Source organism: Corynebacterium sp. HMSC036D03, from assembly GCF_001836185.1.
GTDB lineage: Bacteria > Actinomycetota > Actinomycetes > Mycobacteriales > Mycobacteriaceae > Corynebacterium > Corynebacterium simulans.
Map to the genome: position 1 here is coordinate 1 of NZ_KV827709.1, position 13,205 is coordinate 13,205.

The following is a 13,205-nucleotide window of genomic DNA, read 5'->3' on the forward strand; positions in this document are numbered from 1 at the left end:
AGCTGAGGTAGGAACTAAACCCAGGACGCTTCAACCAGAGGTTTCGGCATGGCAGGACAATACCAGTGGCCTTCAACTAGCCCCATGGTTTCATAGGATCCGCGCTTTCCCAGCTGATTGGTTCTGTAGTCTCCCACCAGGGTATAGCCGAGTTTGCGCAGTGGTTCATGGAAGTCTTTGGTCTTAGCCACCGCGAAGTAAGCACGATCGCCCACCACTGTGCCCTTAGGTGTCTCAGGATCATCCGTTAAATGCCGCATGGCTTCCAACCCACGGATCGCAGGGTTGTGGCTGGGCCGGTCGAAGGCCATGCCCATAATCAGGTGTGGCTGTGCATATGGGCCTTGGTCGCGGATGACTCCGGCAACAAGTGTGGCCTCCCAACCCCACACATGCTTGGCGTTTCGCTTTCGCTTTGATTCGCCATGTGTTTCTTGTCGCTCGTCACGGGAGTACCAGCCTGCCTCCGGCTCGGAGGACATGAGATCGTCCGGTCGGTTCGTCCATCGGTTGTTGCCACGGCGCACGCCTGGAATAAGTGTTCCGTCTAGGGTGAGGTCTCCCTGCCAGTTGGCTCGGTATTCTTCGGGCATGTCCTCGGTACTTGCCATAACTAGCTCATTGAACACGTAGGTGGCGCGCTGCCATTTTTCCTCGCGGCGCTCAGGGTCTTGTTCGTCCATCAGCCGGTTGAATTCAGCACGGGTAAGCCTGGCGCGGTGCGGGATGTTGTCGAATGGGTCAACGACATCAAGGAAGCTGTGCAGCGCACGCCACAGGCGGTAGTACCAGTTGCTGTGCTGGGTTGCGTAAAAGTCACCTACCCGTCGTGCCTTATCGCGGCTGGGCAGGTTAAGGAGTTCTAAAGCCTTGTCTGTCGTATCAGGCGAGGCCAGGAGCGTCGTCATGGTGGTCAAATGCATGGGTTGACCAGAACGCGCCAGAATCAGGTAGAGCGCAAGGATGGTGCGGTCGTTAACGGATTTAGGCCTGCCTCCTTTGGCGGGGTCGTAGCCGTCTACTCGCCTCCAGGTGTCAAGATGGTGGCAGATGTCGGTGCGGTCGATGATGGTCAATGCCCAGGAAACGCTGGCTCCATCCAGGCGAAGCAGCGGGGTGGGTGTGGTGTTGAAGTGGGCCACCTAGACTTCGCCTCCTGCTCTCGGTTCGACGACTCGAAGCGGCGGGTAGTCTGGTTCGTCCCTGTTGCCGCTGATCCACTCACGGTATTCGGTCTCGGTGAGCGCGCCAGATTCAACGATCATGTGGTGAAACGTGTCCTGGAAGGGCTGGATGCTTCCGGTGGCATAGACCAGATGGTTAAAGTCCACGCGCTCGGCGGCATGAGTAGCGATCCAGGTATAGCGCAGCCTGGGCAGTGTCGGGGCAAGGCCGGTACTCGATGGGTTCTGGCTGGTCTTGTGGATGAAGTCAGCAATCAGGTGTGGGCCTGTGGCATCGTTGCGGCGGCGCGCCGAGTTGGGTTTTACCAGTGGTTCGTCTCTACGGTCGTCGCCCACGCCATGCAGCACTTGGCGCATGAGGTCGTCGAAAGGTGCAGTCAGCGGAACGGTACGCGGCTTTAGCCCACGACCACCGCGTGCATGAACCGCCAGCACTGTGCCAAAGTCGGTGAAGTCGCCATAACGGCAGTGATAGATTTCCTCGGTGGACATGCCAGCACCTAAAGCCAGTGACACGATGATGCAGGCCACGCGCCGCGACTCGCGGCGGGGGCGGGAGTGAACCCAGTCGTCGATTCGGATAAGTTCGCTGGCGTTGTAGGCGCGGCGCGGAGCCGTAGCTGCCGGGTAAAAGACCTCCGGTAATTCTTCTGCCCACTCCAGCGCGCCTTCTTGGCCAATGACATGGCTTGCGCAGCGGTTGAGGATGCGGCGGGTGGCATTGAGGCTGGATTTGGATAAATCCGCTGTACGGGCTTGTAAGTAGGTGCGGATCTTTCCGCCATCGCGCAGCAGGTAGATACAGCCGTCCACGGAGATGTCGTCGTACCAGCGGTCGCGCATGTAGCAAAAGTACGTGGCGAGCACGCGCTTGCGGTTGCGCTCAACGGTAGGAGTTGTAGGTGGCAGTAATCCGCGTGTCGTCAGTGTGTCGATCACAGCGTAGACCTCATTGTATTTAGACTTAGGTGGTTCGTCTTTTTCTTCTTGTTCAAAGGAAGTGGTCTCGTGGCTTCCGACCTTCCCGCCGAGGCTCCGGTCAAGCGTTACGCCAACTGGCCTAATGCCCATATCGAGGCCCACGATCCGGTCATGCGGAAATTGCAGGACTTTGCCCGCAACGTCCAGAAACTCACCCTGGACGGGAGCTATCCCAGTGCCAAAGACTTGGCCGAGGCCTGCGGTATCCCCACCTCCACCATCACCCGAATCATCCGCGGCGAGATGATCCCGACGGGACGTGTCATTGCCAATATCGAGGTCACCACAGGCAAGCCCTTGTGGCCGCGCCATCGCAGCAACCGATACGGCAGTCAGTGACCCGAGGGTTGGAAACTGCATGTTTCCGACACTGGTAAGGCGGGTGTGAGTTACATGGGTGTCGTTCATGGCTCACGAGGTGAGCACACCTACACCACGAAATAGGTGGCGGTGCCTTCTTACCTCAGACCATGAGTAAACCCGCAGGTCACAGGGTGGTTCGTCCCTGGTGCGGTCTGAGCGCCATGAGGCGAGTTTTGCGTATCCGCAATCCAACTTTGCATATCCGCAATCGCTAGGGATAGCTCAGGAAGTCTCCGTGAGCCGAGCTACAGCACGTACAGGCCTCCACCTGGGGTGCCATGAGTCGATCCTCCGGCCAAAAGAATCCGGTAGGCATGGCGGCGGTTAGCTCCGGCCTCGACCACGTAGTCCTCAAACTGGTGCAAGGACTTCAGTCCTGCCGCAGCACACAGCACATCAGCGGGAACTCCGGCTGCAATGCGGTCGATAATCCACGTATTGCGCAGCCTGCGGGTATCCGGCACCATATCCGGCGATGTACTAGGTGTTACCCGGCGGAGATACGCCGAGAGCTGGCTGACGTTCTCGTTGTCGCGGCCTGGCCTGAACAGGTAGTCCTCCGGGCCGGTAGCCATAATGACCGGCTGAAGTACCTCGATATGAGACTTGAGCAGTGGCACCTCGCGCGGGCCAGCCCCGCGGTAGCCGTGCGGAAACAGCAGCACCCCGTCGCCGTCAACACGCACGTCTTTGCCGCGCAGCGTGCAGATTTCTCCTGCGCGCAAGCCCGCACCAAGCGTGAGTGCTAGCACCGTAGTGAAGTTGCGGCGGCGGGCAGCTGTGGGTTGCGACTCGGCCCAATCCCACATCCTGTCACAGGCATAAGAGTCGTAGGGTTCAAGGGTTGGCTCGTAGCTAATCGGGTGCTGGTAGTCAGGGTTCCAGTCGTCGTTGATCACCTCCGCCACACGACACAGCAGCGAGCGCTGGGTTCCTGCGGTGGACGGGCTGAGCTTTGCACCATCTCCGGCAAGGAAGTAGTTTCCGATGATGTCGGGGTGGAAGACGGTCTCGACAGTCACCACGCCGTAGCTCACCCAGACCCAGGCGGCGAGCTTGGACACGCAGTTGAGCGTGTTGCGCAGTGCGTCGCGGCTGGTGTTATCCGGGGTGATGTTAAGTGCGCGCACGCACTCGCGGGTGAAGTCGGCAACGTGGCTCCACGGCTCAGAGCGCACGGCGTGTGGTGTGTAGTTGGCGATGATCGCCTCATAGTCGGCGGTGGTGTAGTTACTGGACATGGGCCTTTCCTTCGTCGGCACGATCGCAGTGGAATGGGGCGGTGTAGTGGATGCTACGTAGCTAGGCCACGCAGTGCACTCCGCTACACATAGTCTTGTTTGCCGATCTGCAATCTGGCAAGCAGGTGGCCTCACACCGCCAACTTCGCAGGAATTTCTTATATGGCCTGCATGTTTGCGGTTCCGCAAACATCTACCAGACGAACCACCACATCATGTTGTGGAGATCAAAAAAGGGACATGCCATATTTAGCACCCCCGCGCGAGCCTCGGACACGGCCTTAATCCTACCCACCAAATCCTTCAAGGCCCCGCTTTGTGGCCCACAGCTATGTCCACCACAACATGTAGATCCGCTGCCCCCGGTTGTGGCTAACCGATACGTGCGCGACCTGCGCGGAGCCTCAACCACACCCCGCACCGACTAGCGTGACCACCGTCGAGCGCGATTGCGTATCCGCAATTTTGTCTTAACTCACGCGGCTTGTTGCCATACCTCACACATCGGCAACCCACCGCGCGGACAGTTTGCGTATCCGCAGATTTCTACCTGTTACCGTGCCCGACACTTGACATTTCCACTGCTCACACCCTCAAAGGAAAGGGACGAACCATGTCCACACTCGACATGAGCACACCACTGTACTGCCAGTACTTCACCGCCGAGCTTGAGGTAGACGACCTCGCCCAAGTCACCGAAACCCTGAAACAGGGAAAACAGGTGGCCGACACCATCTTGTCCATGTCCACCGCCGCGCTCTACAACCACGTCATTAGCTTCACAGGCCCGCAGGGGCTTATCACCGAGCGCGAAATCAACGTCCTCACCGCGTTTAACTCCATGTCGGTGGCCACTGCCCCGGTGCGCGTCACGTTTGTCACCCTGGCCGACACTTACGGAAACCGTGCGGGACTCACCCGCATCCAAGGCGGTGAGTCCGCCCGCGGCCTAATCCCGCTTACCCGGTCTGTAAACGAGGCCACGGTTGCAGACATGTCTGCCACCACACCAGGACTCACCATCAATCTGCCCAATAGTGTCCACGACGACCTGATCATTCGCTGCACGACTTTTGACCCGGACGGGTGCGTTCCCGAAGCAAAGGACGAGTTTCCCGGCGTGGACTACTGCCCTAGCCTGTACCACCTTTTGCGGGACGAACCATCTCCAGGCATCGACATCACCCACGACATTATCCGCGCACTACTTCCCTACCGCGGGATCCACATGGAGGTAGAGCCGAGGATTCTCGATGGCGATGTAGACATCGAGCGGCTGTAGCTGCTGGCTACGCTGTAAGCCATGAAGGAACCCAGCTGTGGTGTGTGCTTCGGCTGGGTTTCTTCTTGGGGAGGGTGAAGAGGGGACGTGATGGGACACCGGCCACGTCTTAAGTCGGGCAGCGTCTCCGCCAGACCCGGCAGAACTTGCACACCGCCGACTGTAAGCATATACTTACACCTGACATCGTTCGATTACGATACGGAGGGATGATGGACGCAGCACGGCTCGCTCAAATGCTCAGTGCTCTCGGAAGTGAGCCTCGGTTGCGAATTATCGCCTCCCTAGAGACGGATTCGACCCATGTCAGTGAGCTGGCCCGCCGACTCGGGATGTCTCGGCCACTGCTCTACCAGCACCTCAACCGCTTGGAAGCTGCTGGACTCATCGAGAGTGGCCTGGAACAGCTCGGAGAGAGCCGAGTGAGGAAGCACTACTGGGTCGCTCCGTTTCAGCTTGAAGTAACTCCAGACCACATTAGGCACCTGATTAATCAAGAACAGAAAAGGGAATCTTCGTGACACTTACCGCTACCGTATTTCTTGTCATCCTCGCCGCCGCACTACCACTCGCGATCTTCGTTGCTCTTACCGTCTGGGTGGTACGCACCGTCACCAGCGCACGACGCGAAACGGCGACGGCGATCGATGGTTCCAACCAACTCATCGTGGAGCACCTACGCAACATCACCGAGCGGTTGGATCGGATTGAGGCCCAACTCAGCGAGATCCCCGAGTAATCAGGCTCTTCCTTAAACAAGGGGCGCGGTGGTTTTGGCTCCGCGCTATGGGCTGTCACAGCGTATGCGCTAAGCGCGTCGCGTAGACCTCCAGCAACATAAACTTGCTTGTGACTTTGGCGGCGGGGTGTGTCTCCGGTCGTGGCGTTATCCTGTCCCTCTCGCGGATAGGGGCTAGGACTGGGGACGAACCACGTGGTGTGCCCCCACCTCCGACACCGCCCCGGCCCACCTGCCGACGGAACCGGGAACGGAAACCGACGGAAACCATAGCTGTGGTTCGGGTCGTTGCAGGTGGGTGGGTAGTTTCGCAAAAGACTCCAATCGACGGTTTTGCGAATCTAGCTTAAATCATTTGCGAAACTGCTCCGCATAGCTAAACCCACCGCTTGATCGCGGTGGGTTTAGTCGTTTTCGCTGTGATCCAGGCGGTAACCAATAAGAAACACAACATGGTTCGTCCCCTCTAAAACGACTAATAGCCCGGAACCCTATATCGGTTTTCCGAGCTAACTGTGTGATAAGTATTCAGTTGGTCTTAGGCAACATGCTGCGCAGGCGGCGCGTTCGGGTGCGCGGTAGCCAGCGCCGGATCGCGCGGCGGCTGTGGCTCATGGCGTTCAGGTGGCGGGGTCTTTTCATCTCGTTCCACCCGGCCAAGAAAGCGCCGAATCATAGATACATTGGCCGCAACCACGCCCAAAGCCGTATAGAAGAAGGCCGCAGCAAAACCACGAACGGGCCTGCGGGTGTGATCGCCAATAGCAGCACCACCGCGATTGTTCTTCACAGGGTTGTCTTGCCGTTGGTGCTTACTTTGTCGGTGCATAGTCGGTAGTCGTGCTCTGGTTTGATGTCCGCTTATCTACATTCGCCCCCATTAAGGGTGAATCTTCAGATCAAAACTAGAAATAGTTTATATACAGCACTATCTGTATTAGGTAAGCCTTGCCTTTCCAGCTGTTCATGAATCGAGGTTTACTATGACCCAACAGTCCTCTACGCCCGCACGGAGTACAAGCTCATCCAGTGGGGCGACGGCACGTTTAAACACCAGAGATCTCATCAACGCTGGTATCTTTGCTGCACTTTACTTTGTAATCACCTTTGTAAGCGGAATGATTGGATTCGCAGGACCACAATTCATGTTTATTGGATGGTTCATCGCGGCAATCGCAAACGGAATCGTGCTAGCGCTTTATGCCGCCCGCACGCCCAAAATGGGTGCTTTCACCCTCGTCGGTGGTATTAACGGACTAGCATTCATGCTCACCGGACACTACTTCTGGACCCTGCTGGGAAGCATAATTCTAGGGTTTATCGCGGATTTGATTATTACAAAAAGCCACCTCAGTATTGCCAGATCCTTCCCTATTGCCTACAGCGTCTTCTGTGTCTGGATTTCTATGCCTTTTATCCCGCTAATTCTGGATACGGACTCCTACTACGTCGATATCGCAGACCAAATGGGTCAAGAATATGCCGATGCCATGTCGGATATCTTCCAGCCATGGACCATTGGAGTACTGGCCATTTGTGCGCTCATCGTCGGCTTTATCGGAGGAAAGGTCGGAGTTCGCGTCAGCCGCAAACACTTTGAAAGCGCTGGTCTCCTGTGAGCCTGCAAAAACAGGGCGTGCTTCGTCGATCTTCGATCGATCCACGGACCGTGCTACTTTCTGTTCTAGTAATCAATGCGGTAGCTCTCAGCCACGGCCACCTACCGACACTGCTGATTTCTATCGCTTTCAGCTCCATCGCACTAGCTACAGTAAAGCCACACTATGGTCTTATTTGCCTGTTCGCTTTTGCATTATCCTATCTAGGGTACTGGGGCCTATTACAGCTTCCTGGCTCCACATTTTTCGCTTTTTCAGCGGCAATTTTTTCGTGGCTAAGCCGTTTTGTCATCAGCATGTCCATCGGCGCATTCGGCTTGCTCACTCTCACACCATCCACGTTGACCTCAGCACTGCGGGACCTGCGTTTACCAGGCTGGGCCACCATTCCACCGGCGGTATTCCTGCGCGTTTTGCCGATCATCGTGGCAGAAGCCAAAGCCATCCGCGATGCCATGGTCCTTCGGGGTCTCCAGCCTGGAGTAAAAAGCTGGATCACACAGCCCACACAATCGTCCGCGATGTTGATCATCCCCTTATTAGGTGCCGTCGTCCGCGCTGGTGATGAGCTCGCTGCCTCTGCTCTTGTCCGGGGATTGGGAGGACCCGCACGCCCAACCACCACCGCCGATCTTTCCTTCAAGCTTGTCGATGCAACTGCACTAGCTGGGTTGGGCCTCGTTGTTGCCTCTGTCTGGCTTCCCACGGAGGTCCACTTATGAACGAACGCAGTATCGCAACCAGTGTAGACGCCCACAACGTTTCTTTTACATATCCATTGGGAGCTCGGCCAGGCATTCAAGGTGTATCTGATGTGTCTTTTTCTGTCTCTCCAGGACAGTGTCTACTGATTACCGGTGATTCCGGATCGGGAAAGTCCACGGTACTCAATTTGATCAACGGACTCATCCCCCATTTCAATCCAGGAGAGCTACTAGGCACCATCACTATTATAAAGGATGACCAGGCTTTTACCCCTGCGGAAGAACCGCTGTCCCGAGCCATCGAGTTCAGCGCCTCAGTATTCCAGAATCCAAGGACACAATTTTTCACTGAAAGCGTCAATGCAGAATTGGCCTTCGGGCTAGAAAACCTTGGTGTAGATCCCAAAGAAATTGAGTCGAGGATTCAATCAGCGGTCGAGCTACTAGGCATTAACGATCTTCGGGGCCGGCGATTCAAAGAATTATCCGGTGGGCAGTTACAAACCGTGGCATGCGCATGCGCGCTTGTGTCCCCGGGCAGTCTCGTGCTTCTCGATGAACCCACGTCCAATCTCTCCATGGAAAGCATCGATATTCTTGCACGCGTGCTACACCGCTTGAAGGAATTAGGCACAACGATCATTATCGCTGATCACCGTCTCTTTTTCTTAAAAGATATCGCTGACCAAGTTATTTACTTGACTCAGGGAAAAATAACGCGGAGTTTCCGCGCTCAGGAGTTTTATGCCTTAGACGAACCCGAACGCAAACAATTGGGGCTACGCAGCTTACACCATGTTCCCCTGCCCGCGAGCGTGCCGGTACCACCCACGCTCGAAAACGCCGATCCCCAGCGGAGCGGACTCGAGCTAAGCAACATCTGTTTTTCTTATGGCGCACATGAGGTATTAAACATTGACCACGCATTTTTCCCCAGCGGCGAAGTCACCGCCTTAATCGGGCCCAACGGCGCTGGAAAAACCACCCTCGCCAGGATCATTTGTGGTCTTGCTTCTCCCAAACGCGGCGGTAGTCTCCGTTTGAACAGCAAACGAGTAGGAGCGGCTGCCCGCAGACGTGCCGCGTACATGGTGATGCAAGATGTTGGCCGCCAATTATTCGCAGCCACCACCGAAGAAGAAGTCACGCTCGGACTGGCAAAGAAGAAGCGGGACCACATCGATGTCAATGAGATTCTCCATCGCCTCGATCTGGCAGGAATGGCCCAACGGCATCCGCAGTCTCTGTCCGGTGGGCAACGGCAACGCTTAGCCATAGCTTCAGCCCAAGCCGAGCAAGCAGCGATCTACATCTTCGATGAACCTACCTCTGGCGTGGGCTGGCGCCAACTGCAATCCATCTCTGCGCTACTTCGATCTCTTGCAGCAAGCGGAGCAGTGGTCATCGTCATCACCCATGACCACGAATTCATCCAAGAATCAGTCACCAGAATCATCGATATGACTGACATCAACAAGAATTGAGAAAGAAATGTCTGAACTAAAACAAAGTTCCACAGAATCAAGCGGAACCCACGCACCAGAATCACACGGTGCGTCACCGGAAGAAGAGGCTCACGCAAAACTAAAAGCCGGCCAGGTCGCTCTAAAAAAACTACTGGCCCCAGTGCAAACAACCATCTACTTCGCACAGTTTCTCGCGCTTATATCCTCGGTACTCGCCGTAGCACCCTACGTCGCGTTGGTGGCACTGGGAAATGCTCTAATCGACGGCAAAACTGATGACGTCGCGTCCATTGTGAAATGGCTACTTGCTGCATTTTTGGGCCAGCTATTCTTCTATTTCCTTGCCCTTGCAATCACCCACTTCGCTGATGCAAAGCTGGTGGGGATTAACCGGCGCCGAATTATTACCGCTATTGCGAAAGCACCACTCTCGTGGTTTAGCCAGACTAATTCCGGCAAAGTCCGCAAAGCCGTCGAGGACGATACGTTAACTCTGCACACCCTGACAGCCCATGCTCCTGTAGAGAAGGTCGCCGCGATCTTTACGCCCCTCGCGCTTCTGGTTTATGCCTTTTTCTTGGATTGGCGCCTTGGTCTACTTTCTATTGCCACTGTGCCCATTTTCCTAGCAATCCAAGCATATTCAATGAAAGATATGGGCACAAAAACTGCGGAAATGGATAATTATCTGGGTGAGGTCTCTGCGACTGCGGTGGAGTTCTCCGAAGGTATTTCCGTCGTCAAGGCTTTCGGCACCGTTGGCAAAGCCCACGCTCGATATCGCGAAGCTGCCCAAAAATTCGCGGAATTCTATTACGAGTGGGTACGTCCGCTTCTGCGTGTTTCCGCAATCTCAGAGTCTGTGGTGGCGGTTCCTGTCCTCATCCTTATCAATCTAGGAGTCGGTTCCCTGCTGATAGCTGGTGGCTATGTCACGGTCGCTGAAGTCATCGCAACAACGTTAATTGCGCTGGTGCTCCCAGGCACGATTCAAACCGTCGGCCAAATGATGTGGTCTTACCAGCTCGCTGGCAATGCGGCGTTGCGCCTTGATGAAGTCATGACAATTTCCCATGTGAAAGAAGGCCAAAAGAGACTCGATGCCAGTAGTCAAGACATGGAGGTGGAGTTCCATAAGGTCAGCTTTAGCTACGCCCCAGACACACCAGTCCTCCAAGACTTTTCTGCGCAACTAAATGCAGGCACTGTCACGGCATTGATTGGCCCCTCCGGGTCTGGCAAATCCACAGCAGCAACGATGCTGGCGCGTTTCCAGGATCCAGATTCGGGCACAATCACTATCAACAACGTGGATATCCGTGATCTCACTTTCGACAGTTTGTACCGCACTGTGGCTTTCGTCTTACAAGATCCTCACTTACTGCGTATGAGTATTCGGGAAAACATTCGCCTTGCACGCCCAGAAGCCCGCGATGAAGAGATCTGGCAAGCCGCAGAGGCTGCGCACATAGCTGCTGATATTCGCGCTTTACCGGCTGGGCTCGACACCGTTGTTGGTGAGGACACCTCTTTATCCGGTGGACAACAGCAACGCATTTCTATTGCCCGGGCAATCATTACCAATGCCCCAATCTTGATCCTGGATGAAGCTACTGCGGCAACTGATCCTGACTGCGAAGCAGAAATTCAAGCAGCTCTAGCCACACTCGTCAGAGGCAAGACCGTCTTAGTCATCGCCCACAAGCCGGAGTCCATCCAAGGAGCAGACCAAATAATCTGCCTCAAGCCTATGAAGGATAATTCTCATGTCTAATGCCACTACGCCTGTTAGTTCGCGTCTTCGTGATCCGCTACTCACTCGCAGTGTCAAAAAGCTGCAAAGTCCTGTAGGCCATAAGCTCAATAAAAGGTATGCTTGTCTATCGCTTATCGTTGGCGTGCTTGATGGCCTCGCCGTTCTCACGCTCGTGCCACTTACAAAGGCACTCGATGGGGATACGACGATCGCACCATGGATGTGGACGCTTTTGGCAATTGCGCTCGTAGCTTTTGCGCTACGATTTTTCGCAACCATGGCCTCTTACCACACGGCCTTGGATTTCATCCGAGCCGCGCACACGACTGTGGGCGATAAATTAGCAACGCTACCGCTCGGCTGGTTCGTACCGGCTAATACCGGCGGCCTATCTCGCCTCGTTTCAGATCGCTTTATGGTGGCGGCCGAGACCATTGCGCATATTCAAGGAACGATATACCGCGATAGCGCGGCACTTGTCACCTTGTTAGTAGGAGCGTGTTTCTGGAACCCGAAGCTGGGCTTGGTCCTTCTTATCATCGCACCATTGGCGCTCGTGGTGATGCAGTTGGCTGCATGGATTCGTGAGAAAGCATCGAACCGCGCACTGGGGCCGAGTAAAGAGCTCTCCCAGCGCATCGTAGAATTTGCTAACCGTCAACCAGCCCTGCGCGCGGCAGGACAATCACAAGTTTTTGCGCCACTAGAGCAAGCGCTAGAAATCGACCATAAAGCACGAATACGCGAGCTATGGGTATCCACATTAGCTTTGCTACTCAACGGCATAATAGTGCAGATCTTCATTGTGGCTCTCATTATGGTCTCCGCGGATCTTGCCGTTGAAGGCGCCCTATCGCCACTAGAAACAATTGCGATCATCGGAATCAGCTTGAGGTTTACCCGCACGCTTGAACAGCTGGGTTCTTCTTTCGTCGGTTTAGATGCCGGCCGTATCGCGCTCACAGAAACTGAGCTCATCACCGATGCCCCTTCCCTGCCAGAACCCACTACTCCGCGCCTAGGCGATGGTTCGGGAAATGTCGAGCTGCTTAATGTCACGTTTGGATACGGCGATAAACCAGTATTGGTAGATGTCACTTTCCATGCTCGACCAGGCACCGTTACCGCCATTGTCGGTCCTTCTGGCTCCGGAAAGACCACAATTGCGCGCCTTATTTCGCGATTCTGGGATGTAGATTCCGGGGCGGTGATGGTTGACGGCGTAGATATCCGCGAGCTTGGAACCGAACAGTTAATGTCCAGACTGTCCATGGTCTTTCAGGACGTTTACCTCTTCGACGACTCGTTAATCGCTAATATCCGCGTTGGTCGTCCCGACGCCTCCGATGAGGAAGTCTTCCGCGCAGCTGATCTTTCAGGCGTGACTTCTATTGCCAACCGCCTAGGGTGGCATACTCCTGTTGGTGAAGGCGGGCGGCTTCTATCCGGTGGTGAACGCCAGCGCGTATCTGTAGCTCGCGCGCTTCTCAAGCAAGCGCCGATTGTACTCTTTGATGAGGCTACCTCCGCGCTCGATGCAGAAAATGAGGCAAACATTCTTGCTGCGATGGACGAGCTACGGGAGCAATCTACTTTTATTGTCATCGCCCATAAGCTGGATACAATCAAATCTGCTGATCAAATCGTAGTCTTGGATGAACACGGGCAAGTCAGCCAGCTAGGCACGCATTCTGAGCTTTCCGATGTCCCTGGTATCTACCGTCACTTCTGGCAGCAACGCAAAGCAGCAAGCGGGTGGAAAATCAGTTCGGGACGCGATTAACGCGGGCACCGAGATCGGCATTGTTTGCGGGGGACACCCTTCTCTCCCCCTCTCTCCCATTACGTTGTTAGCAGTTCCACCCCAGGG

The 13,205-nt window shown here is 55.4% G+C and carries 13 protein-coding genes; 9 read left to right on the forward strand and 4 right to left on the reverse strand.

Annotated features, from left to right (window positions below):
- Positions 1-14: 14 nt before the first annotated feature.
- Positions 15-1,142 (reverse strand): hypothetical protein, encoded by a 1,128-nt coding sequence (locus tag HMPREF2692_RS00595; RefSeq protein ID WP_246823392.1) that lies wholly within the window; start codon positions 1,140-1,142, stop codon positions 15-17.
- Entirely contained in the window at positions 1,143-2,123 is a 981-nt protein-coding gene (locus HMPREF2692_RS00600; RefSeq protein WP_083299200.1) for a hypothetical protein, read from the reverse strand.
- 48 nt (positions 2,124-2,171) lie between these two features.
- Here HMPREF2692_RS00600 and HMPREF2692_RS12480 point away from each other — a divergent pair, with 48 nt between their 5' ends.
- Positions 2,172-2,504, forward strand: coding sequence for a helix-turn-helix domain-containing protein (locus tag HMPREF2692_RS12480; RefSeq protein WP_141761285.1), 333 nt, complete (start codon positions 2,172-2,174; stop codon positions 2,502-2,504).
- Positions 2,505-2,773: 269 nt separating this feature from the next.
- Here the strand turns inward: HMPREF2692_RS12480 and HMPREF2692_RS00605 are convergent, their stop codons facing one another.
- Positions 2,774-3,769 (reverse strand): tyrosine-type recombinase/integrase, encoded by a 996-nt coding sequence (locus HMPREF2692_RS00605; RefSeq protein ID WP_049358834.1) that lies wholly within the window; start codon positions 3,767-3,769, stop codon positions 2,774-2,776.
- Between the two features lie 613 nt (positions 3,770-4,382).
- Between HMPREF2692_RS00605 and HMPREF2692_RS00610 the strand changes: the two genes are divergently transcribed.
- The 3 genes from HMPREF2692_RS00610 (at position 4,383) to HMPREF2692_RS00620 (ending at position 5,790) form a co-directional block, all read left to right on the forward strand.
- A complete protein-coding gene (locus HMPREF2692_RS00610; protein WP_005323141.1) occupies positions 4,383-5,051 on the forward strand; it encodes a hypothetical protein in 669 nt (222 codons plus the stop codon).
- Between the two features lie 236 nt (positions 5,052-5,287).
- Positions 5,288-5,572, forward strand: a complete 285-nt coding sequence (locus tag HMPREF2692_RS00615; protein WP_230310978.1) for an ArsR/SmtB family transcription factor — start codon at positions 5,288-5,290, stop codon at positions 5,570-5,572.
- Entirely contained in the window at positions 5,569-5,790 is a 222-nt protein-coding gene (locus HMPREF2692_RS00620) for a hypothetical protein (protein WP_005323143.1), read from the forward strand. Before HMPREF2692_RS00615 ends, HMPREF2692_RS00620 begins: the two co-directional genes overlap by 4 nt.
- A 538-nt stretch (positions 5,791-6,328) precedes the next feature.
- On the opposite strand, the gene HMPREF2692_RS00625 is transcribed toward HMPREF2692_RS00620, so the two are convergent.
- On the reverse strand, positions 6,329-6,580 hold the full coding sequence (locus HMPREF2692_RS00625) for a hypothetical protein (RefSeq protein WP_070433408.1): 252 nt from the start codon (positions 6,578-6,580) through the stop codon (positions 6,329-6,331).
- Between the two features lie 193 nt (positions 6,581-6,773).
- Between HMPREF2692_RS00625 and HMPREF2692_RS00630 the strand changes: the two genes are divergently transcribed.
- The 5 genes from HMPREF2692_RS00630 to HMPREF2692_RS00650 are packed head-to-tail and all read left to right on the forward strand — an operon-like array spanning position 6,774 to position 13,118.
- Entirely contained in the window at positions 6,774-7,409 is a 636-nt protein-coding gene (locus HMPREF2692_RS00630; protein WP_061921197.1) for an MptD family putative ECF transporter S component, read from the forward strand.
- A gap of 50 nt (positions 7,410-7,459) precedes the next feature.
- Positions 7,460-8,131, forward strand: a complete 672-nt coding sequence (locus HMPREF2692_RS00635) for an energy-coupling factor transporter transmembrane component T family protein (RefSeq protein ID WP_235591016.1) — start codon at positions 7,460-7,462, stop codon at positions 8,129-8,131.
- Positions 8,128-9,597, forward strand: coding sequence for an ABC transporter ATP-binding protein (locus tag HMPREF2692_RS00640; RefSeq protein WP_062036168.1), 1,470 nt, complete (start codon positions 8,128-8,130; stop codon positions 9,595-9,597). Before HMPREF2692_RS00635 ends, HMPREF2692_RS00640 begins: the two co-directional genes overlap by 4 nt.
- Before the next feature lie 7 nt (positions 9,598-9,604).
- The gene (locus HMPREF2692_RS00645) at positions 9,605-11,353 is read left to right on the forward strand and encodes an ABC transporter ATP-binding protein (RefSeq protein ID WP_062036170.1); all 1,749 of its coding nucleotides are present in this window, start codon (positions 9,605-9,607) and stop codon (positions 11,351-11,353) included.
- Complete coding sequence (locus HMPREF2692_RS00650) at positions 11,346-13,118, forward strand: ABC transporter ATP-binding protein (protein ID WP_061921189.1); 1,773 nt, start codon at positions 11,346-11,348, stop codon at positions 13,116-13,118. Before HMPREF2692_RS00645 ends, HMPREF2692_RS00650 begins: the two co-directional genes overlap by 8 nt.
- The last annotated feature ends 87 nt before the right edge of the window (positions 13,119-13,205 follow it).